The 24,754-nt window shown below is 59.9% G+C and carries 24 protein-coding genes; 18 read left to right on the top strand and 6 right to left on the bottom strand.

Annotated elements, in window-relative coordinates; translation table 11 throughout:
- Positions 1-5: 5 nt before the first annotated feature.
- Positions 6-1,430, top strand: coding sequence for an amidohydrolase family protein (locus ACTJLB_RS06355; protein ID WP_440782789.1), 1,425 nt, complete (start codon positions 6-8; stop codon positions 1,428-1,430).
- A 336-nt stretch (positions 1,431-1,766) separates the two neighbouring features.
- Complete coding sequence (locus ACTJLB_RS06350) at positions 1,767-3,653, top strand: methyl-accepting chemotaxis protein (protein ID WP_131319469.1); 1,887 nt, start codon at positions 1,767-1,769, stop codon at positions 3,651-3,653.
- 37 nt (positions 3,654-3,690) lie between these two features.
- On the opposite strand, the gene catC is transcribed toward ACTJLB_RS06350, so the two are convergent.
- The 3 genes from catC to ACTJLB_RS06335 all read right to left on the bottom strand — a co-directional run bounded on the left by catC (position 3,691) and on the right by ACTJLB_RS06335 (position 6,200).
- Positions 3,691-3,969, bottom strand: a complete 279-nt coding sequence (gene catC / locus ACTJLB_RS06345; RefSeq protein WP_087754610.1) for a muconolactone Delta-isomerase — start codon at positions 3,967-3,969, stop codon at positions 3,691-3,693.
- A 75-nt stretch (positions 3,970-4,044) separates the two neighbouring features.
- Positions 4,045-5,172 (bottom strand): muconate/chloromuconate family cycloisomerase, encoded by a 1,128-nt coding sequence (locus ACTJLB_RS06340; protein WP_440782788.1) that lies wholly within the window; start codon positions 5,170-5,172, stop codon positions 4,045-4,047.
- Between the two features lie 104 nt (positions 5,173-5,276).
- Positions 5,277-6,200 carry a LysR family transcriptional regulator gene (locus ACTJLB_RS06335; RefSeq protein ID WP_310359281.1) on the bottom strand — a complete coding sequence of 308 codons (924 nt, stop codon included), beginning with the start codon at positions 6,198-6,200 and terminating at the stop codon, positions 5,277-5,279.
- Between the two features lie 176 nt (positions 6,201-6,376).
- Between ACTJLB_RS06335 and catA the strand changes: the two genes are divergently transcribed.
- The 11 genes from catA (at position 6,377) to ACTJLB_RS06280 (ending at position 16,871) form a co-directional block, all read left to right on the top strand.
- Positions 6,377-7,312 carry a catechol 1,2-dioxygenase gene (gene catA, locus ACTJLB_RS06330; RefSeq protein WP_408194251.1) on the top strand — a complete coding sequence of 312 codons (936 nt, stop codon included), beginning with the start codon at positions 6,377-6,379 and terminating at the stop codon, positions 7,310-7,312.
- A gap of 106 nt (positions 7,313-7,418) precedes the next feature.
- Positions 7,419-8,777: a Rieske 2Fe-2S domain-containing protein gene (locus ACTJLB_RS06325; RefSeq protein ID WP_440782787.1), complete on the top strand. Its 1,359-nt coding sequence runs from the start codon at positions 7,419-7,421 to the stop codon at positions 8,775-8,777.
- Entirely contained in the window at positions 8,774-9,262 is a 489-nt protein-coding gene (gene benB / locus ACTJLB_RS06320) for a benzoate 1,2-dioxygenase small subunit (protein WP_408492591.1), read from the top strand. Before ACTJLB_RS06325 ends, benB begins: the two co-directional genes overlap by 4 nt.
- Positions 9,263-9,301: 39 nt before the next feature.
- Positions 9,302-10,324, top strand: coding sequence for a benzoate 1,2-dioxygenase electron transfer component BenC (gene benC / locus ACTJLB_RS06315; RefSeq protein WP_440782786.1), 1,023 nt, complete (start codon positions 9,302-9,304; stop codon positions 10,322-10,324).
- Positions 10,321-11,097: a benzoate diol dehydrogenase BenD gene (gene benD, locus ACTJLB_RS06310; RefSeq protein ID WP_440782785.1), complete on the top strand. Its 777-nt coding sequence runs from the start codon at positions 10,321-10,323 to the stop codon at positions 11,095-11,097. The genes benC and benD overlap by 4 nt, the downstream gene beginning before the upstream one ends.
- A gap of 26 nt (positions 11,098-11,123) precedes the next feature.
- Positions 11,124-11,522, top strand: coding sequence for a RidA family protein (locus tag ACTJLB_RS06305; protein WP_440782784.1), 399 nt, complete (start codon positions 11,124-11,126; stop codon positions 11,520-11,522).
- Positions 11,523-12,029: 507 nt separating this feature from the next.
- A complete protein-coding gene (locus tag ACTJLB_RS06300) occupies positions 12,030-12,251 on the top strand; it encodes a hypothetical protein (protein WP_370687565.1) in 222 nt (73 codons plus the stop codon).
- Positions 12,252-12,572: 321 nt separating this feature from the next.
- Complete coding sequence (locus ACTJLB_RS06295; RefSeq protein ID WP_440782783.1) at positions 12,573-13,343, top strand: gamma-glutamyl-gamma-aminobutyrate hydrolase family protein; 771 nt, start codon at positions 12,573-12,575, stop codon at positions 13,341-13,343.
- Between the two features lie 60 nt (positions 13,344-13,403).
- Positions 13,404-14,738, top strand: coding sequence for a glutamine synthetase family protein (locus ACTJLB_RS06290; RefSeq protein ID WP_088174416.1), 1,335 nt, complete (start codon positions 13,404-13,406; stop codon positions 14,736-14,738).
- Between the two features lie 64 nt (positions 14,739-14,802).
- Positions 14,803-16,239, top strand: coding sequence for an aspartate aminotransferase family protein (locus ACTJLB_RS06285; RefSeq protein WP_440782782.1), 1,437 nt, complete (start codon positions 14,803-14,805; stop codon positions 16,237-16,239).
- Between the two features lie 170 nt (positions 16,240-16,409).
- Positions 16,410-16,871, top strand: coding sequence for a hypothetical protein (locus ACTJLB_RS06280; RefSeq protein WP_088174414.1), 462 nt, complete (start codon positions 16,410-16,412; stop codon positions 16,869-16,871).
- Here ACTJLB_RS06280 and ACTJLB_RS06275 read toward each other — a convergent pair.
- The gene (locus tag ACTJLB_RS06275) at positions 16,844-17,725 is read right to left on the bottom strand and encodes a LysR family transcriptional regulator (RefSeq protein WP_440782781.1); all 882 of its coding nucleotides are present in this window, start codon (positions 17,723-17,725) and stop codon (positions 16,844-16,846) included. The two genes, ACTJLB_RS06280 and ACTJLB_RS06275, sit on opposite strands and share 28 nt — an antisense overlap.
- A 132-nt stretch (positions 17,726-17,857) precedes the next feature.
- Here ACTJLB_RS06275 and ACTJLB_RS06270 point away from each other — a divergent pair, with 132 nt between their 5' ends.
- Together ACTJLB_RS06270 and ACTJLB_RS06265 are read left to right on the top strand one after the other, a co-directional pair.
- Positions 17,858-18,610, top strand: coding sequence for a TerC family protein (locus ACTJLB_RS06270; RefSeq protein ID WP_027804323.1), 753 nt, complete (start codon positions 17,858-17,860; stop codon positions 18,608-18,610).
- 86 nt (positions 18,611-18,696) lie between these two features.
- The gene (locus ACTJLB_RS06265; protein WP_087754597.1) at positions 18,697-18,990 is read left to right on the top strand and encodes a zf-TFIIB domain-containing protein; all 294 of its coding nucleotides are present in this window, start codon (positions 18,697-18,699) and stop codon (positions 18,988-18,990) included.
- A 75-nt stretch (positions 18,991-19,065) separates the two neighbouring features.
- Here ACTJLB_RS06265 and ACTJLB_RS06260 read toward each other — a convergent pair whose 3' ends face one another.
- Positions 19,066-20,463: an MFS transporter gene (locus ACTJLB_RS06260; RefSeq protein WP_020066105.1), complete on the bottom strand. Its 1,398-nt coding sequence runs from the start codon at positions 20,461-20,463 to the stop codon at positions 19,066-19,068.
- Between the two features lie 383 nt (positions 20,464-20,846).
- Between ACTJLB_RS06260 and ACTJLB_RS06255 the strand changes: the two genes are divergently transcribed.
- Both ACTJLB_RS06255 and ACTJLB_RS06250 read left to right on the top strand, forming a co-directional pair.
- The gene (locus tag ACTJLB_RS06255; protein WP_440782780.1) at positions 20,847-21,800 is read left to right on the top strand and encodes a 2-hydroxyacid dehydrogenase; all 954 of its coding nucleotides are present in this window, start codon (positions 20,847-20,849) and stop codon (positions 21,798-21,800) included.
- Between the two features lie 88 nt (positions 21,801-21,888).
- Positions 21,889-22,788, top strand: coding sequence for a LysR family transcriptional regulator (locus ACTJLB_RS06250; protein WP_440782846.1), 900 nt, complete (start codon positions 21,889-21,891; stop codon positions 22,786-22,788).
- A gap of 57 nt (positions 22,789-22,845) precedes the next feature.
- On the opposite strand, the gene ACTJLB_RS06245 is transcribed toward ACTJLB_RS06250, so the two are convergent.
- Positions 22,846-23,637 (bottom strand): phytanoyl-CoA dioxygenase family protein, encoded by a 792-nt coding sequence (locus tag ACTJLB_RS06245; RefSeq protein WP_440782779.1) that lies wholly within the window; start codon positions 23,635-23,637, stop codon positions 22,846-22,848.
- A 182-nt stretch (positions 23,638-23,819) separates the two neighbouring features.
- Between ACTJLB_RS06245 and ACTJLB_RS06240 the strand changes: the two genes are divergently transcribed.
- Positions 23,820-24,752: a LysR family transcriptional regulator gene (locus ACTJLB_RS06240; RefSeq protein WP_087754727.1), complete on the top strand. Its 933-nt coding sequence runs from the start codon at positions 23,820-23,822 to the stop codon at positions 24,750-24,752.
- Positions 24,753-24,754: the final 2 nt, after the last annotated feature.

Genomic DNA, 24,754 nt, shown 5'->3' with positions numbered 1-24,754 from the left:
TCGATATGAGCATACTGATTCGCAATGCAGCGGCCATCATGACCGGCGGCAACGGCAGCGCCGAAGAACCCGCGCGCGCGGACGGACCGGACATCCGCATCGAAGGCGAGACGATCGCAGCGATTGGCAGGCTCGCGCCGCGCGAGGGCGAGACGATCGTCGATGCCTCCGATTGCGTGGTCTATCCGGCGTGGGTCAACACGCATCATCATCTTTTCCAGTCGCTGCTCAAGGGCGATCCTGCGGGACTCAACGCCTCCCTCACACCGTGGCTCGCCGCGACGCCGTATCGCTTTCGCGTACTCTTCGATGAGAAGCGCTTCCGCCTCGCTGCCCGCATCGGGCTGATCGAACTGATGCGCTCGGGATGCACGACGGTCGCGGACCACAACTACCTGTACTACCCGGGCATGCCGTTCGACAGTTCGGCGATCCTCTTCGACGAAGCGGACAAGCTCGGCCTGCGCTTCGTGCTGCTGCGCGGCGGTGCGACGCGCACGCGCCAGCTCGAAGCCGAGTTGCCGACCGCGCTTCGGCCCGAGTCGCTCGATGCCTATCTCGCCGATATCGAGCGGCTGGCGTCGACTTATCACGATGCCTCACCGCGCGCGATGCGACGTGTCGCGATGGCGCCGACTACCGTGCTCTATTCGATTTCGCCGCACGAGATGCGCGAGACGGCCAGCGTCGCGCGCAGGCTCGGCTTGAGGATGCACAGTCACCTGTCGGAGACGGTTGGCTATCAGGACAGCGCGAAGGCGATGCATGGCGCGACGCCGGTCGAGTTCTGCGGCGAATACGACTGGCTCGGCGACGACGTCTGGTTCGCGCATCTCGTCAAGCTCGATGCACACGAGATCGCGCTGCTCGCCGAGACTGGGACCGGGGTCGCGCATTGTCCGCAATCGAACGGGCGGCTCGGCAGCGGCATCGCGCCGGTGCGCCAGATGGCGGACGCGGGCGTGCGAGTGTCGATCGGCGTCGATGGCGCGGCGTCCAACGAAGCCGCCGACATGATCTCCGAGGTCCACATGGCGTGGCTCGCGCAGCGCGCGCGGCGCGGCATGGCGGCGCAACCTGTCTATCGGGGCGGCACGTTCGAAGGCGGCGCCGACGCTGCTTCGGTGGAAGAAGTCGTGCACTGGGGGACGGCGGGTGGCGCGCGCGTGCTTGGGCTCGAAGGCGTCGGGCGAATTGCGCCGGGCTACTCCGCAGATATCGCCGTGTACCGGCTCGACGATCCCCGCTACTTCGGTCTGCACGATCCAGCGATCGGACCGGTGGCGTCGGGCGGACGGCCGACGGTCGCGGCACTATTCTCGGCGGGGCGCCGTGTGGTGAAGGACGATGCCGTGGCGAATGTCGATCTCGGCGAACTGCGACGGCAAGCGCTGGCCGAGGTCAGCGGGATACTGGCAGAAGTGGCGTAACGGCGGCTTTGCCCGCTCGTGCATCTCCGGTGGCGAAGTCAGGCCTGCTACGGCGGCCCTCGACTGACATACTGCCTAAAGGAACAATTTTGTGCGCCAACTGCGGTGGGAAAATTGTTCCTGAAAGCGCCCGAGCCCACGGCCCCCTCAACACAAACAATCCCCCCAACGCCAACACAACACGCGCGCATGCCTCAGAAATATTTCGAAGTTTGGCACCAACTCGGCTCAAGCACCCAGAAACCAGGCCGACAACCATCATAACGGCCCGCTCTGTGGCCGTTGCGCTCAACAAAACATTACGGTTCAAGTTCAGATACTGCTCAGAGGTCATTTGTGAAGCTTACGAGTTCGATCGCCTTCAAGTTCAGCGCTGTGGCCGGTGCTGCACTCGCGGTTGCGGTTCTTCTTCTCACCACGGTCGGCGCGCGGAATGTGCGGCAGCAGGCTGTCGACCAGTTCGAGCGATCCAGCCATGAGCGCATCCTTCAGGCCGATGAATCGCTCGACACCAATTTCCGCGAAGTCGAGCAAAACATCAGCTACCTGGTGCAGACAACGCAACTAAGAGCGGCTGACCAGAGCATCACCGATTATCTGAGCCACGGCGGGCAGATGACGCCGGATGCTAACGGCGAAACCGAGAAGACCATTTTCGCCCTGCTCAAGCAGTTCGGCGACAGTCACCCTAACATGCGATACCTCGATATCGGCACGCGCTGGGGCGGCTACGTCCAGTGGCCAATCGAGAGCATGAATGGCGACCACTACGATCCTCGCGTGAGGCCGTGGTATCAGTTAGCGTTGACGGCGCCCGATCGCGTCGTGCGCCCTGCTCCCTATCTGAGCGCGGCGGGTTCGGGCGGTGCGATCATTTCGTTTGCTCGTGTCGTGAAAGACAGCAAGGGAGAAATCCTCGGCGTGCTCGAGGGCGACATCTCGCTTGCTGACTTCGCTCGCCTCACCAGCGGTATCAAGTTCGGCAAGACGGGCTACCTGCTCGTCGCAGACAACAACGGAAAGATCCTGATCGACCCCAGGGCCAAGGAACACGAGTTCAAGGATCTGAAAAGCCTTGGCGGCGGCTACGCGCAACTGGCCGCGTCGTCCGACGGGCTGACCACTGTGCAGATGGACGGCGTTTCATATGAATCCTTCGTCTACACGTCGCCAAAGAACGGCTGGAAATACTTCGCCCTGGTGCCAGGGCCGGAAATGATGGCGGCCGCCAACAAGCTGACTTTGACGCTGATCGCGACGGGTCTTCTCGTGCTGGCCGCAGGACTTGGCATGACGATCCTGCTCGGGCGGAAGATGACCGGTCCGATCCGCAGCCTCGCCAGTTCGATGCATGAGATCGCTGCCGGCGACGGTGACCTGACCCGGCGGCTGCCGCTCGATAGCGAAGATGAAGTCGGACTTCTCGCGCGTCAGTTCAATGCGTTTGTCGCGAAGCTCCACGGCGTGATGCAGAAGGTCGTGAGCAGCAGCGGCCATCTCGAACTCGCGGCGGGTGAAGTATCGTCAGGTAATCTGGACCTGTCATCGCGGACTGAGCAGCAGGCGGCTTCGCTGCAGCAGACGGCTGCGAGTATGGAGGAGCTTGCCGGAACGGTACGCGGCACGGCCGAACAGGCGAAGAGCGCCAATAGCGTGGCGAGCGGCGCAGTAGAGACAGCGCATCGCGGGAATGAAGCGGTTTTGAAGGCCGCGAACACGATGAACGCCGCGGTCGAGCAATCCAGCAAGATTGTAGGGATCGTCGGCATGATAGAAGGCATCGCATTCCAGACGAATATCCTCGCTTTGAACGCAGCGGTTGAGTCCGCCCGTGCGGGCGAAAGCGGACGCGGCTTTGCCGTCGTCGCCGCCGAAGTTCGCAACCTTGCCCAGCGCTCAACGACCGCAGCCAAAGAGATCAAAGGGTTGCTGGAGTCGTCTGTCGTGAATGTCGAGGCGGGTGCCGAACAGGTCAACCTCGCCGGAAAGACCATTGCCGAGTTGGCCACCGCCATTTCGCATGTCGCGACGATCACGGGCGAGATTGCTACGTCGGCTCGCGAACAGAGCCGTGCGATCGATGAAGTGAATCAGGCAGTCGCCTTGATGGACCAATCGACCCAGCAGAATGCCGCACTTGTCGAGGAAATAGCCGCAGCTTCGGATTCGCTCAAGTCGCAGGGCCACGAACTCAACTCCACCGTCCGCTTTTTCAAGCTGTAGGGCTGGCGGCACTGCCTGGACCTATCGGTCCAGGCTTCTATCGTATCGACGAAGGGTGACGTGCAAGCGCTGTCACCTCGATCGACATGTACGGAAATAATGGAAGGCCAGAAAGAATCTCGTGTAACTCGTCGTGTGAGTCGACGTCGAAGATACTGTAGTTCGCATACTGTCCGACGACCCGGTGCAATTGCTGCCATTTCCCCTGTCGCTGTAGTTCTTGTGAATATTCCTTTTCACGGGCCTTGATCTCATTGGCCTGAACGACCGGCATATCTTGCGGCAGGTGTACATCCATTCTTGCGAGATACAGCATGTTCTCCTCCTTGCGCGACGCCCTTCTCCATTGCTGGCGATTGCGTCGTAACGAATGTGGACCGGCCCGGTGTGCTCAGGCCTGTTTATCACGGCGGTAAAAAGCGAGCTTTTCTTCATCGATCTGAAGTCCGAGCCCCGGCCCTTCAGGAAGATGCAAGTCGAAATTGCGATACTGGGGGCGAGCCGTCACCACGTCATCCTTTAGCAGGAGTGGGCCAAAAAGCTCAGTACCCCATGACAATTGCGGAAGTGCACTGAATCCGTGCGCGGAAGCAATCGAACCGATGCTGCCTTCGAGCATGGTGCCGCCGTATAGCGCCACGCCGGCGGCGTCGGCGACGGCAGCGGTCCGCATCATCGCGTAGATACCGCCGGACTTCGCAATCTTCAGCGCGAAAACGTCGGCGCACGAGCCACGTACAAGATCGAGAGCGTCTTCGGGACCCGTGACGCCCTCGTCCGCCATGATCGGCACGATGAAGCGAGCAGCGAGGCGGGCAAGCGCTCCACGTTGCTCGCGTGGCGTGGGTTGCTCGATGAGGTCGATGCCGGCCGCTTCCAGCGCGGCAATTCCCAGTGCGGCATCGATTTCGTTCCATGCCTGATTCACGTCCACGGTGATTCTTGCGCGGTCCCCGAGGGCGGCCTTGATTTTGGACACGTGCGCTACGTCGTCGCGAACGCTACGCCGTCCAATCTTCAGCTTGAACGTATCGTGCCGACGTTCGGCAAGAAGCATCTCGGCTTCTTCGATGTCGCGATGGGTATCGCCGCTCGCGAGCGTCCAAAGCACCGGAAGCGTCTTGCGAACAGATCCGCCTAGCAGTGCCGACAGCGGCACGCCAAGACGTTTTCCCTGGGCGTCCAGCAGCGCCGTTTCAATGCCGGACTTGGCGAACCGGTTGCCGCGGGCCGCCTTGTTCAGCTTGAGCATGACGTCGTTGATGTTGGTCGCGTCTTGTCCCACCAGCACTGGCGCCAGATATGTGTCGATGGTCAGTTTGATGCCTTCGGGACTTTCTTCGCCGTAAGAGAGACCGCCGATAGTCGTCGCCTCCCCTATGCCCTCGATGTCGTCGCTTGAGCGAAGGCGGATGATGACCATGGTTTGTTGCTGCATCGTCGCCATGGAGAGCTGATGCGCGCGAATGGTTGGAAGGTCAACCAGAATCGCTTCGACAGAGGTGATTTGGGGATTCATACCTGGGATGACGAGATGGATAGGTTGCAGAAGTATTGCTCGCGCAATCTTCCCCTGTCCAAGACCATCGACGTCTAGTGCCATACCCGCGAGGTATGACAGGCTTACCGACCCCCGTCCGTGCGGGCGACGGATGCCACCTGCTCTTCCTCGTACAGCCGATAAATCAGATCGAGCATCTCGCTTATATCGCGCGACTCGTCCATCGCACGCACACTCATGATGATTGGCGACACCAGAGTCGGGTCGTCCAGTTCCTTGTAGCTCACGTCGTCGCGCTTCAAACCATAGACGCTGCTCGGGACAATGGAAATCCCCTCGCCTGCGGCGACTAGCCCCAACGCAATCTGTATTTCGCGGACTTCATAGATCTTTCGCGGCTTTAACCCACGATCCTCAAAAGCAGCGAGGACCTGGTCCGCGTAGCTCGGACGGGGCGTTTTCGGGTAGATGATGAGCGTTTCGTTTACGAGGTCGCGCAAGGCCGACACAGGCCTGGAAATCGAAAGCGGGTGGCCGAGAGGGAACGCGACAATCATCTTCTCTTCTCGCAGAACCACTCGCCTTATGTTCGGATCTTCTAGCCGGATGCGGCCAAAGCCGATGTCGATGCGGCCGTCTTTGAGCGCCCTGATCTGGTCGGTAGTCGACATTTCGTGAAGGCTGAGTTCGACGGTCGGGTTTTCGTCGCGAAAGCGGCGGATTATTTTTGGCAGCAACCCGTAGAGCGTCGATGCGACAAAGCCGACGGACATGCTGCGCTCGATGTTGCCGACTCTGCGCGTCATCGACTCAAGTTCTGAAGTCTGTGCCAGCAATTGCACCGCGTGGCCGTAAAAGAACTTGCCCGTCTCCGTGAGTTTCAGCGGGCGCGAGTTTCTTTCGAAGAGTTGCACGCCCAAGGTCTCTTCCAGTTGCTGTATCTGCCGACTGAGCGGTGGCTGGGCGATGTGAAGCCGCTGCGCGGCACGCGTGAAGTTCCGCTCCTCGGCAACCGCCACGAAGTACCGGAGGTGTCGCAGCTCCATTTAATACCTCTCAGATATAGCCCGATACTAAATCGGTGTTGGACCGGTCGGTTTGGCCTCAACTATCCTGCATTCATACCGAGTTTCACAACCCGATTATACCTTCTGAGCATACTTAATCTGCGCAGAAACAAGGGTTAACCCCATCGAAAAAAAGAGAGAGTCAGGAGCAGACAATGAACGCCAAAGTGTTTGAAACGAACGAAGTGCAGAACCTTCTCGCGGCCGCCGCCAACCTTGGTCGCGAGGACGGCAACGCCCGCGCCAAGGAGATCACCCATCGCCTGCTGAGCGACCTGTTCAAGGCTATCGACGACCTCGACATGACCCCCGATGAGATCTGGGCGGGCGTGACCTACTTCAATAAGCTCGGGCAAGACGGCGAAGCGGCGCTTCTGGCTGCAGGTCTTGGGCTGGAAAAGTATCTCGACATTCGCATGGATGCGCAGGACCGCGAGGCAGACATCCATGGCGGCACGCCGCGAACCATTGAAGGACCGTTGTATGTCGCCGGCGCGCCGGTTCGCGACGGTGTGTCGAAAATCGATATCAATCCCGACGAAGACGCTGGCCCGCTCATCATTCATGGCACCGTGACCGGACCTGATCGCAAGCCCGTGGCGGGCGCGGTGGTCGAGTGCTGGCATGCCAACTCGAAGGGCTTCTATTCGCACTTCGACCCGACCGGTGCACAAAGCGAGTTTAACCTTCGCGGCGCAGTGCGAACCGGTGCCGACGGTAAGTACGAATTCCGCACACTCATGCCGGTTGGCTACGGCTGCCCGCCGCACGGTGCGACCCAGCAACTGCTGAACATGCTCGCTCGACACGGTAATCGTCCGGCGCATGTGCACTTCTTCGTCACCAGCGATAAAACACGCAAGCTGACGACGCAAATCAACATCGAAGGCGACCCGCTGATCTGGGACGACTTCGCCTATGCGACCCGCGAAGAACTCGTACCTCACGTGGTCGAGAAGACCGGCGGCATTGCCTTGGGACTGAAGGCGGATGCGTACAAAGAGATCCAGTTCGACATTGCGCTGAGCCCATTGATCGAGGGTAAGGACACTCAGTTGGTCAATCGCCCGAGGGCGTCAGCTGCGGTCTAACCGCTCGACACGGCGGCTTTCTGACCGACTCGCTGCCTGATTCTCCGCATAAATCACTGAACCGATGCAAGGGCTCCGCCATGGAGCCCGCATAGGGAGAGCAAACATGTCTGCAATTATCGACAAGGCGTTGAAGCTGGAAGACCTGCTGAGTAACGCAGTGCAAGACGACAAAGAAAACGGTGTTTTCCGCTGCCGCCGTGACATCTTCACCAACGCCGATTTGTACGAACTCGAGATGAAACATATCTTCGAGAGCAACTGGGTTTATCTCGCACACGAAAGCCAGATTCCTGATAACAACGACTACTACACCACGTCGATTGGTCGTCAGCCTATCGTCATTACGCGTGACAAGACCGGCGAATTGCACGCGGTCATCAATGCGTGTGCGCACAAAGGTGCAATGCTGTGTCGCCGCAAGCACGGCAACAAGAGCAGTTTCACCTGCCCTTTTCACGGTTGGACTTTCTCGAATGCGGGGAAGCTTCTGAAAGTGAAGGATGAGAAGACCACCGAATATCCGGTGCAATTCAACAAGCAAGGTTCTCACGACCTGAAGAAGGTTGCGCGCTTCGAGAGCTATCGCGGCTTTCTGTTTGGCAGTCTCAATGCCGACGTGATGCCGCTTGAGGATTACCTCGGCGAGACGAAGGTCATCATCGACCAGATCGTTGCGCAAGCACCAGAGGGCCTGGAGGTATTGCGCGGAAACTCCTCGTATATCTACGACGGCAACTGGAAGATGCAGATGGAAAACGGTTGCGACGGCTATCACGTCAGCACCGTCCACTGGAACTATGCCGCGACGATGGGCCGGCGCAAGGAAGAAGGCACCAAGGCAGTGGATGCGAACAGCTGGAGCAAGTCGATTGCCGGCGTGTACGGATTCGAGCACGGTCATATCCTGCTGTGGACGAATACGATGAACCCGGAAGTGAGACCGGTTTATCGGCACCGCGACGAAATCACGGCGCGTGTGGGCGAAGACAAAGGGAAATTCGTCATCAACCAGACCCGGAATCTGTGCCTTTATCCCAATGTCTTCCTGATGGATCAGTTCAGCACGCAGATTCGAGTGGTTCGTCCGATTAGCGTAGACCGAACCGAAGTCAGCATCTTCTGTTTCGCCCCCAAGGGCGAAAGTGCCGAAGACCGCGCGACCCGCATTCGCCAATACGAAGATTTCTTCAACGTATCTGGCATGGGGACGAGTGACGACCTCGAAGAATTTCGCGCGTGTCAGTCCGGTTACGCCGGTTCAACGACGATGTGGAACGACCTCTCGCGCGGTGCTCCGCTGTGGATTCACGGACCCGACGAAAACGCCAAAAGCATGGGCTTGAATCCGCTCATCTCCGGAGAGCGGAGCGAAGACGAGGGCCTCTTTGTCGTTCAGCACGAGTACTGGCTGCAGGTCATGCGCGGCGCGTTGCGAAAAGAACAGGCGGAGGCGACGGTATGAGCTTCGACTATCAAAAAGTATGTCGCGCGCTCTATCAGGAAGCCCGTTTCCTGGATGACCGTCAATGGGACGAGTGGCTCGCCTGCTATACCGAGGACGTCACTTACTGGATGCCGGCGTGGGACGACGATGACAGGCTGACAGAAGACCCGCAGACGCAGATTTCGTTGATGTACTACCCGGATCGCGGCGGGCTCGAAGACCGCGTGTTCCGCATCAAGACCGAACGAAGCGGCGCTTCGATGCCGGAACCGCGCACGAGCCATAACGTGACCAATGTGGAAGTGCTGGCTGAACGTGATGACGAGGTGGACCTTCGGTACAACTTCAACACGCTCATTCATCGCTACAGGATTACCGACCAGTTCTTCGGCACGATGTACGTCACCTTGCGCAAGGTCGACGACCGCCTGCTGATTGCCAGCAAGAAGATTGCACTGAAGAACGACTATATCCGACAGGTACTCGACGTCTATCACGTTTGATGCGACCGGTCGAATAGAGACAAGGAAGTAGGAGACAACATGTCCAGCTACAACATTGCACTGAACTTCGAAGACGGAGTAACCCGCTTCGTCGAATGCAAGGCCGGCGAGAAAGTTCTCGACGCCGCCTTTCGCGCCAGAATCAACTTGCCGATGGACTGTTCCGACGGCGTATGCGGTACCTGCAAATGCCGGGCGGAGAGTGGCCGCTACGATCTGGGCGACGACTATATAGAAGACGCGTTGACCGACGACGAGAAGCAGAGCGGTCTCGTCCTCACATGTCAGATGGTTCCGGAAAGCGATTGTGTCATTGCCGTCCCCGCATCGTCGACGGCCTGCAAGACTGAGCAGAGCAAGTTCGCCGCGACGGTCACAAAGGTCGAAAAGCACAACGACGCGGCCGTCGTGCTTGAGATGAATGTTGACGGCGCTCCGCCCGTGTTCCTTGCCGGTCAGTACGTCAACATCGATGTACCCGGCAGCGGCCAACACCGCTCCTACTCGTTCTCCTCGTTGCCCGGCGAATCGAAAATCTGCTTTTTGATCAAGAAGATTTCCGGCGGCGTCATGAGCACATGGCTCGAATCGGCCCAGCCGGGCAACAAGGTTCAGTTGACCGGACCGATGGGCACCTTCTATTTGCGTGCAGTCGAACGGCCCTTGTTGTTCCTCGCCGGAGGTACTGGGCTGGCCCCATTCCTGTCGATGCTGGAAGTGTTGGCCCGCGCGAACTCCCAGCAGAAGGTGCACCTCATCTACGGTGTGACGCGAGACCTCGACCTGGTTCTGGTCGAAGACATTCAGGCATACACGTTGAGGCTTCCGAATTTCACGTTCAGCACCGTTGTGGCCGCAACCGAATCCGCGCACCCGCGCAAGGGCTGGGTGACACAGCACATGCCCGCAGAATGTTTGAACGACGGAGATGTCGACGTGTACCTGTGCGGCCCGCCGCCGATGGTGGACGCCGTACGCCAATACTTCGACGAAAACGGCGTAGAGCCAGCCAGCTTTCACTACGAAAAATTTACCCCTAACGCTGCCCTGGTGGACGCATGAACGCGCAACGGTTCGAAGGCAAGGTAATGGTCGTCACGGGAGCGGCGCAGGGAATCGGGCGCGGCGTTGCTCTGCGTGCAGCATCGGAGGGCGCGCAAGTACTGTTTGTGGACCGCGCTGAGTTTGTTCACGATGTCGCCGCCGAGGCGATCGGCGCCGAGACGGCCGGCTTCGTCGCCGACCTCGAGACGTATGAAGGTGCGGCTTCGGCAATGGCTTTTGCCGCGCAAAAGTTTGGCCGGATCGACATCCTTGTGAATGGCGTCGGCGGCGCGATTCGCATGCGGCCTTTCGCGGAGTTCGAACCGGCTCAGATTGATGCTGAAATCCGCCGTTCCCTGATGCCGACCCTCTACGCGTGCCACGCTGTTTTGCCTCAGATGCTTTCGCAAGGCCATGGAACGATCGTCAACGTCTCATCGAATGCCACGCGAGGTATTCGCCGCGTGCCCTACTCGGCTGCCAAGGGCGGCGTCAATGCCCTCACCCAGTCGCTCGCGATGGAATACGGCGAATGCAACATCCGCGTGGTCGCTGCCGCGCCTGGCGGGACAGAGGCCCCTCCGCGACGCGTGCCTCGCAACGAAGCCGGAGATAACGAAGCGGAGAGGACCTGGATGAGCGAAGCCGTGAAGCAGGTGGCCGAGTCCACCTTCTTCAAGCGCTATGGAACGCTTGAAGAACAGGTCGCGCCGATTCTCTTTCTTGCATCCGACGAAGCTGGCTACATCACGGGTGCTGTGTTGCCGGTTGCCGGCGGCGACAACGGATAGAGCCAAATCAGTCTGGAGACGCAGTAATGAAGGAACGCAAAGCCGTTGTGCCCGCCGGAATGGAGGCGGTGTACGAAAGAATCCGCTACGCCCCCGCGGTCAAGGTCGGGAACACCATATACGTGTCCGGACAGGTGGGTCGCGATGAGAAGATGCAACTCGTCGAAGGCCGCGAAGCGCAGACAGTTCAAGCGTTCGAGAACCTGAAGAAAGTACTCGAGGCTGCAGGCGCTTCGCTGAGCGACGTGGTGGATCTCACCACGTTCCACACCGATATGCGCGACTTACCTTTATTCCTGAAGATACGCGACCACTATCTCACGACGCATCCAATGCCTGCATGGACGGCCGTCGGCGCGCACATGCTCGGGGGCACGGCCGGCTATATCGTCGAAATCAAGGCCGTCGCCGTCCTGCCCGGTTAACCGTGGAGAGACCAACTTCAGAGGAGACCGAGGGGGCGGGTCTCGTGAGAGTGGCCGGCGAGCAACGCGTTATGCTGCCGCAATACTGGCTGGTCGAGCGGACGACGCGGCAGGATTGGGGACTGTGTTCGAGCAAAACATCTGCATTTGATGTCGACACCACCGCACCCACGCTTCTCCAATTCCACTTCGCGACAGCAAAGCGTGAATGATGCGAAATACCCAATACGCAACAGTCCTTCTTTTCAGTGACGAATTTGCGGACCGCCTCGGGAAAGCACCAAGCGCGTTTTTTCAGAAATGGTTTGACGGCGTTATTGGCTCGTATATCCTGACTTATAGGCGGTCGCCGTTCGCGCGTCGCAAGACACTCGCTTGTGTTTTGCGATGCAGCGAAATCGCTTCACGGTGGTTCAAGGCGATCATCCCAACGTCCTGTTTCTTTAAACGCCCCGTGCGGATGAGCAGGCCGTTCAATACTTTCAACGTTGCCAGTCGAGTGTAATCGTGAGAGTCCGTGGCCCTTTGGTGAAATGGAACCGCAGCCAGGCGAGTTGTCCTCGCGCTGACGGCGCCATCGCCGACGGCAGCAGCGGCAGCCTTGCGTTCCGCCGCTTCGTCTCCGTCTTCACAATCCTTTCGCGTCGTTCAGTTCGACGTCACAACTCTATCTCCGCCCGCGCCTTCATTGCCGTGCGTACGGACGAAGTCGCCTCGCTGTTGCCCTAGCGCCTCCCTCTTTTTCGCCGTTGGATTCGTTCGTCTGCGCGAGCGCGTTTGCTCAAGCCGCGCGTTTGCGCATGTGCGGTGCTCAATGCCATCCATGTGTTTCGCACGTGTCAGCCCGGATGTGCAGCGCACCGGCCCCTATCGAACGGCAAACCTGATCGTCACGCGCGGCGCGTTTCGTTGACGACGACCGACTGCCCTACTCCGGCGGCTTGACGCATAGCGTCCGGCTGAGGACTGGTGCCGCGCTGACATTCACGGTGCGCACGCTGCGTTTCGCATCCTCTGCGTCACGCGGTTGAATACACACGTCAATTCGTTATGCGAAATAATCCATTGATTGGCATTACCGCCGATAGAACGACGACAGGACATCATCCTTCGCACGTCGTTGGTGAGAAATACATCGCGGCAATTGTCGACGGGTCGCAGGCGCTCGCATTGCTGCTGCCTGCGCTGGGCGAGCGTCAGTCCACGGAAGATGTACTGGCCAGTGTCGACGGTCTGTTTTTCACCGGCAGTTATTCGAATCTCGAGCCGCACCGTTACGGCGGCAAGCCTTGTGCGCCTGACACGCTGCACGATGCAGCCCGCGATGCGACGACGTTGCCGCTGATGCGCGCCGCGATTGCGGCGGGCGTGCCCGTGCTCGCCGTATGCCGTGGCTTGCAGGAAATGAACGTGGTGTTCGGCGGGACGTTGCATCAAAGCGTTCATGCGGTCGCGGGCTTTAGCGACCATCGCGAGAACAAGGAGGATCGCCTCGACCTGCAATACGCGCCGTCTCACACGGTCACGCTGACGCAAGGTGGCTTGTTGCAGCGTCTCGCGGGCGGTGCAAACGAAGTGCGCGTGAACTCGTTGCATGGCCAGGGTATCGAGCAGCTGGGCATGGGTCTCGTGGTCGAAGCCACTGCGCCGGACGGACTGATCGAAGCGGTGAGCGTGATCGATGCACGCGCTTTCGCGCTGGGCGTGCAGTGGCACCCGGAGTGGAAGCATGCGAGCGACCTCCTCTCCACTGCGATCTTTCGTGCGTTCGGCAATGCGTGCCGCGAACGCATGCGTGCCAAACGCGAGAACTGGCTATGAAACTCAGCTTGCCGACGCCAGGCAGGCTTGCGCGATAGCGCAACACACAGAGAGAAAATCATGCATGACATCGACGAATTTCTAAAGAAAAATCACGTCACTGAAATTGAAGCGATCATCCCGGATATGGCGGGCATTGCTCGCGGCAAGATCATTCCGCGCAGCAAGTTCGAGTCAGGCGAATCCATGCGCTTGCCGCAGGCCGTGATGATCCAGACCGTCACCGGAGACTATCCGGACGGCGGCACGCTCACGGGCGTCACCGACCCCGACATGGTATGCGTGCCCGACTCCAGCACGATACGAATGATTCCGTGGGCCGTCGACCCGACCGCTCAGGTGATTCACGATTGCGTTCATTTCGACGGCACGCCCGTTGCCATTTCGCCTCGCCGCGTGCTGCGCCGCGTGCTCGAACTGTACAAGGCGAAGGGCTGGAAGCCGGTCATTGCACCCGAGCTCGAGTTCTATCTGGTCGATATGAACAAGGACCCCGACCTGCCGCTGCAGCCGCCCATTGGCCGCACCGGGCGCGCCGAGACCGGACGCCAGGCCTACTCGATAGAAGCGGTCAACGAATTCGACCCGCTTTTCGAAGACATCTACGAGTATTGCGACGTTCAGGAACTGGAGGTCGACACGCTGATTCATGAGGTGGGCGCCGCGCAGATGGAGATCAACTTCATGCATGGCGACCCGCTCAAACTCGCGGACAGCGTGTTCCTCTTCAAGCGCACGGTGCGCGAAGCGGCATTGCGTCACAAGATGTACGCCACTTTCATGGCCAAGCCGATGGAAGGCGAACCTGGCTCGGCCATGCATATGCATCAAAGCCTCGTCGACGGGGAAACCGGCCACAATCTTTTTACCGGCGCCGACGGTAAGCCCACGTCGCTTTTCACCAGCTACATAGCGGGCTTGCAAAAATACACGCCCGCGTTGATGCCGATCTTTGCCCCATACATCAATTCATATCGGCGTCTCTCGCGCTTCATGGCCGCGCCGATAAACGTCGCGTGGGGATACGACAATCGCACGGTGGGCTTTCGCATTCCGCATTCGGGGCCGGCTGCGCGCCGCATTGAAAACCGGATTCCCGGCGTGGACTGCAACCCTTACCTCGCGATAGCGGCAACGCTTGCGGCCGGTTATCTCGGCATGACACAAAAGCTCGACGCTACCGAGCCGCTGCTGAGCGACGGATATGAGTTGCCCTACCAGCTACCGCGCAACCTCGAAGAGGGCCTGACATTAATGGGCGCCTGCGAGCCCATTGCAGAGGTACTCGGCGACAAGTTCGTGCAGGCGTACCTTGCGCTAAAAGAGACCGAATACGAAGCGTTCTTTCGCGTGATCAGTTCATGGGAACGCCGGCATCTGCTATTGCACGTTTGAATCAAACGCCAGCCCGAACGCAAACGCAAACGCAAACGCAGACGTGAGAAAAACCGGAGGCAGTATGAGCTACAGAACAGAAGGAATCGCCTACGCGCAACCTGCCGAACCTGCCGCAGGCGCACGCACCACGCAGCAACGCACCACCGCGGAGTACCGCGCGCTGGATGCCGCGCATCACATTCATCCGTTCTCCGACATGGGCGAGCTCAACCGCAGCGGCAGCCGCGTGATCGTGAAAGCCCACGGCGTGTACTTGTGGGATTCGGAAGGTAACAAGATTATCGACGGAATGGCGGGCCTGTGGTGCGTTAATGTCGGCTATGGCCGCAAGGAACTAGCCAATGCGGCGTACAGGCAAATGGAAGAACTGCCCTACTACAACACGTTCTTCAAAACCACTCACCCGCCGGTAATCGAGTTGTCGACGTTGCTCGCGGAACTCGCGCCGGAGCCGTTCAATCACTTCTTCTACTGCAACAGTGGATCGGAAGCCAACGATACGGTGCTGCGTATCGTCCATCGATATTGGGCGACGCAGGGCAAGCACTCGAAAAAGGTCGTGATTTCGCGCAAGAACGGCTATCACGGCTCGACGATCGCAGGCGGTACGCTTGGCGGCATGGGCTACATGCACGAGCAGATGCCGTCGAAAGTCGAGAACATCGTGCATATCGATCAACCTTATTTCTTCGGCGAAGCAAATAGCAGTCAGACACCGGAAGAGTTCGCGCTTGCCCGGGCGCAACAACTCGAAATGAAGATCCTTGAAATAGGCGCGCACAACGTGGCTGCGTTTATCGGCGAACCTTTCCAGGGTGCGGGCGGCGTTATCTTTCCGGCGTCCGCATACTGGCCGGAAATTGAGCGCATCTGCCGCAAGCACGACGTCCTGCTAGTCGCGGACGAAGTGATTGGTGGTTTTGGCCGCACCGGCGAATGGTTCGCTCATCAACATTTCGGTTTCCAGCCCGATCTGATCACAATGGCGAAAGGGCTGACGAGCGGTTATGTACCGATGGGCGCAGTCGGCCTGAACGACCGCATTGCCGAAGCGATTATCGAAAACGGCGAATTCAATCATGGGCTGACATACTCGGGCCATCCGGTGGCCGCCGCCGTTGCGGTAGCAAATCTCAAACTGCTGCGCGACGAAAAAATTGTCGAGCGCGTGAAGACCGATACGGGACCCTACTTCCAGAAGAAACTGCGCGACACCTTCGCGCACCATCCGATTGTCGGTGAGATTGCCGGTGCGGGACTGGTGGCGGGATTGCAGCTTGCGGAAGAATCCGCATCGCGCAAACGCTTTGCCAATGGTGGCGATGTGGGCGGCGTTTGCCGGGACTTCTGCTTCAACGGCAATCTGATCATGCGCGCAAGCGGCGACCGTATGCTGCTGTCGCCGCCTCTCGTCATCAGCAAACAGGAGATCGACGAGCTTGTTTCGAAGGCGAAGAACGCGATCGACGCCACGGCAACGCAACTGGGCATTTCATGACGCAGGTCTTGCCTGCATGCAGGTGGAGGCAACGCGCGCCGCGATTTACAGCGAGCTGAAGCATCGGTTTTTCCGAACCATAACTTCGCTATTAACAGGTTTGTCCGGCTTGGGTATTGCCGCAGACTGGGTTCACTTCAACACGGACATCGCCTCCAAAGGACCCGATCATGCGAACCTATCCGCGTAACAGCCCCCAGGCAGCAGCACGTATCGTCGCGCTGGCCCTCACTTCGGACGGCCACGTATGCAGTTCGGAAGAACGCGTGCTGGAAAAGCTCGACATCGCGGGCGAACTCGGTCTCGCGCCGGCCCAGTTCGCCCACATCGTGCAGACGCTCTGCGAGGACCGCTCGATTGCGCAGATGTCGTCCGCGCCTCCAATGGGCCGCCTGGACGCGGCCATGCTGACGACACTCATCGACGAAATCGACGATCCCGTCTTGCGCCGCAAGATCATTCGTCTATGTGTTGCGGTAACGGTCGCGGACGACTATCTGGCCGACGGCGAAATTGCGCTGCTCGCTGCGGTCTTCAACGCATGGGGACACGACCTGAAACCGGCCGTGGGCCGCGCGGGGCTTAAGTGGCCCGCGTCGCGCGCTCATGGACGTGCAGTGGCCACCACCTGAGAAGCCAGCGCATGATGCTGGCCGCGGCGCGAGCGGATGGCGTGAATCTCATCGATCACTCCGTCCGCGCGGCCGAGCCAGCGCAGGCCGCGCAATAGCGACAAATCTTCCGCACCCAATTCAGCGAGCGGGAATACGCCCAGGCCGCGCGCGGCGAACACCGCCATCAGCGCGCTGTCCTCGAATTCGCCGACGACGCGCGGCCGGATGCCCTGCGAATCGAACCAGCGGTCTAGCCGCCCACGCAACGCGCCGTGGCGCGTCGGCAGGAGCACTGGCAAGTCGGCGAGGCACTGCGGAAACCCCGCGCGCGCCGATTTGCGCGCGATTTCAGCCGGACCGTACCAGTCCACCGGCGAACCGGCGAGCCGCTGGCTCACCACACGCAGATCGGAATTATGCGGCGCCGGTTGACATGCGAGCACGAGATCGAGCCGGTGCAGTGCGAGTTCGGATAACAACTGCGCGTGCTCCCCTTCATGACACAAGAGCCGGAGCGACGGCGTGCCGAGCACCGGAGCGAGCAGCGCGTGCGCCGCCAGCTTCGAAATACCGTCGGACAGACCGACCGCCAACCGGGCGACGCCCTCGCCGCCCGCCTCGCGCATGTCATCGAGCAGCGCCTCACCTAGCTGAAAGATCTGCTCGGCGCGACTAAACGCGCTCTCGCCGGCTTCTGTCATCACGACGCCTCGGCCAGCAGGCTTGAGCAACTGACGCCCGATGGACTTCTCCAGTTCACGTACCTGCGCGCTGATGGTCTGAACGGCCATATCGAGCCGCTCTGCCGCGCGCGCAAAGCCGCCCTCCTTCACGACGATCCAGAAATAGTACAAGTGACGGTAGTTGAGCATGTAGGTGGTCCGCGACGATGAACTTCGGAAAAACCGATCTATCGCTCAGATTAACACTGGTTTATCCGATCACCGAGTGCGGCGATCATGATCGTTATTCCACCGTCATCCATTTATAAGCAGACGTACACCATGGACACCCTGCTCACACTCGCTGCCGACCCTGCCGCGTGGGTTGCGCTCCTCACGCTGGTTGTGATGGAGATCGTGCTCGGCATCGACAACCTCATCTTCATTTCGATCCTCAGCAACAAGCTGCCCGAGGCGCAGCGCGCACGCACGCAGCGTCTTGGCATCATGCTCGCGCTAGGGCTGCGACTCGGGCTACTCGGTACGGTTGCCTGGATCGCGCAGTTGACCGCACCCGCCATTACCCTGCTCGGCCACGCGTTCTCGTGGCGCGATCTTATTCTGCTCGGCGGCGGTCTCTTTCTCGTGTGGAAGGCAACGCGTGAAATGCATCACCACGTGGTTCACGCGGAAGAGGAACGCAGCAGCGCGGGCAGCACGGTCCAGTTGACCGTCGCTGGCGCAATCGGCCAGATTCTGGTGCTCGATATCGTGTTTTCGGTAGACAGCATCATCACGGCTGTCGGCATGACCGAGCATTTGCCGATCATGTTTCTCGCGGTCATTAGCGCCGTTATGGCGATGCTCTTCGCTGCTCGTCCGCTGTCGCAGTTTATCGAGCGCAATCCGACCATTGTGACGCTCGCATTGAGCTTCCTGCTCGTAATCGGCATGACGCTGATTGCGGAGGGCTTTGGAACGCATGTGCCGAAGGCCTACATCTATGTGGCGATGGCGTTCTCCGCGTTCGTCGAGGCGGTGAACATGCTGGTGCGCCGCGCGAAAACCAGGCGCGCAATCGGTACCGTTGAATAACTGGATCGGCGTCTTCCTGCCCGATCAGGCGGCGTGTTCGATCGGGCTCCCGGCGTCTTTGTACTTGTACTATAAGGAGCGACACCATGAAATGCCCTGCTTGCAAGACAACTGATCTGCTCATGACCGAGCGTCGCTCGATCGAGGTCGACTATTGCCCCAACTGCCGCGGCGTGTGGCTGGATCGCGGCGAGCTCGACAAGCTGATCGCGCAAGACACCGCGGAGACTGGCCTGCGCAGTGCGGCGAGCGCAAGCCGCCATGATCACCGGGAGCATGACCGCGCTTACGACAGTGACCGCCGGTACGAAGATCATCGCTCGGGTTATCGAACGCAAAAGAAGAAGCGTTCGATTTTCGACGTATTCGATTTCGACTAAGCGCTCACCACGTTCTTTCGAGCATGGCTGCGACGTAGTGGCCGCGTAGGCGGCGTGCGGCCACTGCCCGCGCTCCTATTTCGCCTTCCCCTCGGCGCCGTCCCCACGCCCCGCGGCAATCGGTTCGATCACGCTGAAGAGCAGCAGCAGGCATAACAGCGCGGTGCCGACCATGTAGAGAAACACGCTCGTCCAGCTGTACTTGTCGAGCAGAATGCCGACGACAAGCGGCGCGCATGCGCCGCCAATCTGGCCCACGCAGTTCACGATACCGAAGGCGGCCGGATATGTGGACTTCGTCGCGAGGCCCATCGGATACGCGGAATAGCCTGCGAAGCCGATGCCGAGCATCAGGCCCGCCAGTATCAGCGCGACGCCGAGATACGCGACGCTGTCGGGCGCGTCGATTAGCAGAAGCATCATCAGCATGGTGCCAAGCGCGCCGAGCATCATCATCGGCTTGCGGCGGCCGCCCAGCAAACGGTCGGAGATCACGCCGCCCAGCATGTTGCCGGCCACCGCACCAATGAATGGCGCCGATGCGAGGAAGCCCATTTTTACAGACGCAAAACCCTTGACGGTCACGAGATACGTCGGCATCCACGACATGAAGATATTGCTGATCCCGATCATGCAACCGTAGCCGATCGCGACGCCCAGGATATTCCATGAACCGAACACCTGCCGGATCGTCTCGAGTTGAGCAACACGCCTTGTACGATTGAACGCATCCAGATACGGAATATGCGCGACCTCGTTGCGCCGCGATGCGTGCGCGCCGTGGGCCTGGCGCGGCGTATCGTCGGCGATGTAGCGTTGTTCCGCCTCGGAACAGAAGCGGTTCTCGCTCGGCGAGTTTGTCACCGTGAACATCCAGACTATGGCGAGCAGAATGCCAGGCACCGCGAATACATAGAAGATTTCTCGCCATCCCCACAGCTGAATGACGACGATGCAAACCGACGGTACGATCAGCGGACCGAGCTTCGACGCCGCAATCCAGAGTCCCGTCGCCGTGCCCTTCTCTTTTGCGGGAAACCAGCGGTTGATCACGTTCGTGCAGCCGATGCCCAACGGGCCTTCCGATAGACCCAGACCCACGCGGTATGCCTGCAACAGGAACACCGACGACGTAGTGCCCATGAGGCCGGTAAACACCGACGTGAGTATCATGAAGATCGAAAACAGAAAACCAGTCGTCTTTTCGCTGAGCCGTTTATAAAGCAGGCCGACCGGTATTTGCACGAATCCGTACGCAAAAGAAAAGAGACTCACGATCAGTCCGGCCTGCGTGTTCGTAATGCCGTATTCCTTCTTCAGGTACGGCAATGCAATGCCGAAATTGGCGCGATCGGCGCAGGCAATGGCCCAGATGCAAAAGATCAGCCCCATGACGATCCAACGGTGGCCGGTACGCTTCTCCGCGACCGGCTGCGCCTTCGCGCCCGCGACGACACCCTCCGCATTGTTCATACCGGTCCCCTCGCGATGTTGCGCGGGAAAGTGGGCGTAAAAGCAATGGGCGCGATACGGCGGCACGTTTTCACGTTTGTCTCCAATGTGCATGAAACTTATTTCCCTTCCCTGCTGGGAAGTGGGTGAAGGAACGCTCCTTCTGACGGTTTTGATTCTGGCCGCCGTGCCATACGCCGTCCAATCTTTTCTCGCTATTGATTGATGCCGGAATTGAATCGATAGCACTCGCCCTTCACGTGTCGATCCGTGGATCAACTGATAGCGTTTTGGGATTGGACGCGGCTTACGAAAAAGCCCATCATCCGCCGACATTGCGACTGGATGCGTGCGCCGGATATGGCGTCGCGACGACCGCCAACTACAACAAAGGAGCGCACGGAATGAAACCGAACATTCTGCAACTGAACCCGATTCTGATTCCCGCAATCAACGACACGCTCGCCTCGCTCTACACCGTGCATCGCCTCTTCGAACAGAGCGATAAGGACGCGTATATTCGCGAGCACGGGCAGTCGATTAGAGGCGTGATCACCGGCGGACATACGGGCATCGCGAACGACATGATTCAACGCTTGCCGGCGTTGGAGGTGATTGCGGTGAACGGCGTGGGCACCGATGCGGTGGACCTCGAATTCGCGCGTTCGCGCGGCATTCCGGTCACGGCAACGTTCGGCGCCTTGACCGAAGATGTCGCCGACCTCGCCATCGGTTTGATGCTCGCGGTGTGCCGCGAAATATGCGCGGGCAACGAGTTCGTCAAATCGGGCAACTGGCAGAAGAATCCGCATCCGGGTGCATTGCCGTTGTCGCACCGTCTGAGCGGAAAACGAGTAGGCATCGTCGGGATGGGTAAAGTCGGCCGTGCAATTGCACAACGCGCTACTGCATTTAATTGCCTCGTCACGTACACCGACTTGCGACGCATGGACGATGTCGCGTCTCCGTTCGTTGCCGACTTGCTGTCGCTCGCGCGCGGCTGCGATTTTCTGGTGCTGGCGGCCGCCGCCGACAAGGCGCAAGGCATCGTGAATGCCGCGGTACTCGACGCGTTGGGCAAGCACGGTTACCTGATCAACGTGGCGCGCGGCAAGCTGGTGGTCGAAAGCGATCTGGTCGACGCGTTGCGTGGCGGCGTGATCGCGGGCGCGGGTCTCGACGTGTTCGTGGACGAACCGAATGTGCCGTCCGCGCTCTTCGAAATGGACCGTGTCGTGCTGCAGGCGCATCGCGCAAGCGCCACGATCGAATCTCGCACGGCGATGGGTGAAATGGTGCTCGCAAGTCTCGCGCAGGCACTCGCCGGGCAACGTCCCGAGGGCAGCCTCACGACCTGATGCGGCAGCTGTTCTGCCATGCCCGGATCGAGCGAGAGCGCGCGCACCTATAATGACCGTCGACTTCCCCATTCATGTCGATACAAGAATGCTCGATCTCGGACAAGTGCGTTGCTTCGTTGCGGCGGCGACAGAACTGAACTTCAGGCGTGCGGCTGCGCTGCTGAACATGACGCAGCCGCCGCTCAGCAGACAGATCCAGTTACTCGAAGACAACCTGGGCGTCATGCTCTTCGAACGCATTGGCCGCACGGTCAAGCTGACGACGGAAGGCCGCGTCTTTCTCGCGGACGCCACGCGTCTGCTCAATCTCGCCGAGCAGGCGGAAAGCACGGTACGGCGCGCGAGCAAGGGCAAAACCGGGCGCGTGCGTCTTGGCTTCACCGGCGCGGCAGGCTATGAACTGATTCCCGAGTTGCTGGTGGCGGCAGCCGAAGTGTTGCCCGAGATCGACGTGGTCTTGCTCGAACTGGTCTCGGCTGCGCAGATCGAAGCCTTTGCCGCGAACACGATCGATCTCGGCTTTCTCCGGCCTTTGCCATCCAGGCAGAAGCTCGAGTTCCTTCTCGTCGACGAAGAACCGTTGATCGTCGCGCTGCCGAAGCGGCACATGTTGTGTCAATTCGAGCAGATCGCATTGAAGCAACTCGACGAGCAGCCGTTCATCATGCATTCGCCCACGCAAGGGAAGTACTTTCACGACCGCATCATGGGAATGCTCGCGACGGAAGGCGTGAATCTGAACATTGCGCAGTACATCGATCAGACGCCCACCATTCTGTCGCTCGTGCGCGCGGGGCTGGGCGTTGCGATTTTGCCCGCGTCGGCGCAGCGGTTCCATTACGACAATGTCGAATTCCGGTTCATTGCGCAGCATTCGATCCAGGCGGAGATGAGCATGGCCTGGCGAGCGGATCAGGACAATCCGGCCGTCATTGCTTTCCGGCTAATGGCGGCGGAGTACTTTGCGCGGAAGGCGCGGGGCTGATTTTTCGGTCCGGCATCCGCGCCTCCCAACGCATCACACGAAACGCAAAAACACCCGTCAATAAGCAAACTTCCGATAGTGCTCGGCACCCGGTGCGGTATCCAGTTCTTCGACCCGCGGCATGTATCGCAACAACCGTTTGCCCCGCGCGCTCAACTGGTCGTAGACAGCCGCAGGTACGTCGATATGCACTTCGGGCCGAAAGTACCAGCTTCTGCTGTAGCCGATCACCACCATTGGACGCGGCACGTCGGTTTTGTTCGGCGTGCCGCGATGCAGCGCCCGCACGTCGCGGATCATTACATCGCCCAGCTTCATTGGAATCGCCTGCAATGGCACACGCCCTTCGCGCCATGCCTGCAACGCCTCCTCCGAGCGCATACGATGCGTGCCGAGCGTGGTTTCGAACGGACCGTTTTCCAGCGTGACATCGCATAACGGGAAGTTCACTGCCAGCTGGAACGAAGGCGTTTCGGGCTCGCCGTCGAACAGCGCCGGCGTGTCGCGGTGCACGTCCTGATAGGTGGAGCCGTTGAGCGGCGTGTCGGTGGCGAGTTGGCACATGACAGGATCGTCGCCCGCCACGCGCTCGACTATCGCGAGCACGTCCGCATCGCAAAAGATGGTTTCGTCGGCAAACACGCCGGTAAACGGCAGCGTGATGTAGTGCCGGTTTTCGCCGCGCACGGCCGTCGCTTTCGATGCAAGCCGCTCGTCGAGCAACGGTTCGAAAGCCTCGGCCCATGCGCGAAGCTTTTCCGCCGGAAAATGGTTTCTCAATACGACCATTCCGTCGCGTTCGAACGCCGCGGCAAACTCGTCAAGCTGATCCTCTGAATAGCGTCCCACATTTGTCTCCGTGATTTTTTGTACGGACTTCAAATGTACCGCGTCGTCGACGCGCTGTCTTGAGCGTTGGAAAAATCGCACGGGGCGACATGAAACGCAACGACGAGGCCGTCGCGAGCGCGATGAAATCCAGTATGCTGGGCGCTTCAGCCGTCCGGCCCAGATGGATTTCACTCTTCGCCATGAACCTTTCCTTTGAAGTTCTCCAGGTACTCGACGCCGTCGATCGAACCGGCACGTTTGCAAGCGCTGCCGAAACGTTGCATAAGGTGCCTTCGTCGCTAACCTATCTCGTGCAGAAGCTCGAACTGGATCTTGGCGTCAAGCTGTTCGACCGCAGCGGCCGGCGCGCCACCCTCACGCATGCGGGACGCGTGGTCGTCGAGGAAGGCCGCCGTCTTCTGGCGGCGGCCGAAGACCTGGAATCCAAGGCAAAGCGCATCGAGCAAGGCTGGGAGTCCGACGTGTACGTGGCCGTCGACGAAATCATTCCGTTCGCGCTGCTGTGGGATCACGTCGACGAGTTTTACGGGCTGAAGCTCGACACGCGCCTGCATCTGTCCAAAGAAGTACTGGGCGGTTCGTGGGATGCGCTGCTCACACGCCGTGCCGATCTGATTGTCGGCGCCGCGGGCGATCCGCCGGCAATCCCGAATCTCATCGCGAAGCCTATCGGCTCGCTGCGGCACGTGTTCGTGGTGGCGCCGCAGCACCCGCTTGCTTCGTTGCCTGGGCCGCTTACGCTCGATGTAGTCGCACGGCATCGTGCGGTTGCAATCGGCGATACGTCGCGCGATCTCGCACCGCGCACCATTGCGCTTGCAGTTAATCAGGAAGTGCTGACCGTGCCCACGCTCGAAACGAAGCTCGCTGCGCAATTGCGCGGGCTCGCTGCGGGCACGATTCCCGAGTGCCTCGCCATCGACGCGCTCAGGCGCGGTGAACTCGTCCAGAAAGAAGTGCTCGGCATGCGCGACGTCACGCACTTTTATCTGGCGTGGCGCGACGACGAGACGGGTAAGGCACTGCGCTGGTGGGTCGATCGGCTGGACCAGCCGGATCTGATCGACAAAGCCGTGCAACAGCAGATGCAGCAGACGCAAGTGAACGCGTGACA

This window comes from Paraburkholderia sp. 22098 (assembly GCF_052045935.1).
In the GTDB taxonomy this organism is placed as follows: Bacteria; Pseudomonadota; Gammaproteobacteria; order Burkholderiales; family Burkholderiaceae; genus Paraburkholderia; species Paraburkholderia caledonica.
Note: the sequence above shows the minus strand (reverse complement) of the source record. Positions and strands in the feature narration are given on the sequence as shown.

Bases quoted from the DNA above. Each gene is read 5' to 3' on its own strand.
- ACTJLB_RS06280 (WP_088174414.1), top strand. From the start codon at position 16,410: ATGCGAACCTATCCGCGTAACAGCCCCCAGGCAGCAGCACGTATCGTC.
- catC (WP_087754610.1), bottom strand. From the start codon at position 3,969: ATGCTGTATCTCGCAAGAATGGATGTACACCTGCCGCAAGATATGCCG.
- ACTJLB_RS06285 (WP_440782782.1), top strand. From the start codon at position 14,803: ATGAGCTACAGAACAGAAGGAATCGCCTACGCGCAACCTGCCGAACCT.
- ACTJLB_RS06305 (WP_440782784.1), top strand. From the start codon at position 11,124: ATGAAGGAACGCAAAGCCGTTGTGCCCGCCGGAATGGAGGCGGTGTAC.
- ACTJLB_RS06325 (WP_440782787.1), top strand. From the start codon at position 7,419: ATGTCTGCAATTATCGACAAGGCGTTGAAGCTGGAAGACCTGCTGAGT.
- ACTJLB_RS06255 (WP_440782780.1), top strand. From the start codon at position 20,847: ATGAAACCGAACATTCTGCAACTGAACCCGATTCTGATTCCCGCAATC.
- benB (WP_408492591.1), top strand. From the start codon at position 8,774: ATGAGCTTCGACTATCAAAAAGTATGTCGCGCGCTCTATCAGGAAGCC.
- ACTJLB_RS06250 (WP_440782846.1), top strand. From the start codon at position 21,889: ATGCTCGATCTCGGACAAGTGCGTTGCTTCGTTGCGGCGGCGACAGAA.
- ACTJLB_RS06240 (WP_087754727.1), top strand. From the start codon at position 23,820: ATGAACCTTTCCTTTGAAGTTCTCCAGGTACTCGACGCCGTCGATCGA.
- ACTJLB_RS06265 (WP_087754597.1), top strand. From the start codon at position 18,697: ATGAAATGCCCTGCTTGCAAGACAACTGATCTGCTCATGACCGAGCGT.
- ACTJLB_RS06295 (WP_440782783.1), top strand. From the start codon at position 12,573: ATGCGAAATAATCCATTGATTGGCATTACCGCCGATAGAACGACGACA.
- benC (WP_440782786.1), top strand. From the start codon at position 9,302: ATGTCCAGCTACAACATTGCACTGAACTTCGAAGACGGAGTAACCCGC.
- catA (WP_408194251.1), top strand. From the start codon at position 6,377: ATGAACGCCAAAGTGTTTGAAACGAACGAAGTGCAGAACCTTCTCGCG.
- ACTJLB_RS06290 (WP_088174416.1), top strand. From the start codon at position 13,404: ATGCATGACATCGACGAATTTCTAAAGAAAAATCACGTCACTGAAATT.
- benD (WP_440782785.1), top strand. From the start codon at position 10,321: ATGAACGCGCAACGGTTCGAAGGCAAGGTAATGGTCGTCACGGGAGCG.
- ACTJLB_RS06355 (WP_440782789.1), top strand. From the start codon at position 6: ATGAGCATACTGATTCGCAATGCAGCGGCCATCATGACCGGCGGCAAC.
- ACTJLB_RS06335 (WP_310359281.1), bottom strand. From the start codon at position 6,200: ATGGAGCTGCGACACCTCCGGTACTTCGTGGCGGTTGCCGAGGAGCGG.
- ACTJLB_RS06260 (WP_020066105.1), bottom strand. From the start codon at position 20,463: ATGAACAATGCGGAGGGTGTCGTCGCGGGCGCGAAGGCGCAGCCGGTC.
- ACTJLB_RS06270 (WP_027804323.1), top strand. From the start codon at position 17,858: ATGGACACCCTGCTCACACTCGCTGCCGACCCTGCCGCGTGGGTTGCG.
- ACTJLB_RS06275 (WP_440782781.1), bottom strand. From the start codon at position 17,725: ATGCTCAACTACCGTCACTTGTACTATTTCTGGATCGTCGTGAAGGAG.
- ACTJLB_RS06340 (WP_440782788.1), bottom strand. From the start codon at position 5,172: ATGAATCCCCAAATCACCTCTGTCGAAGCGATTCTGGTTGACCTTCCA.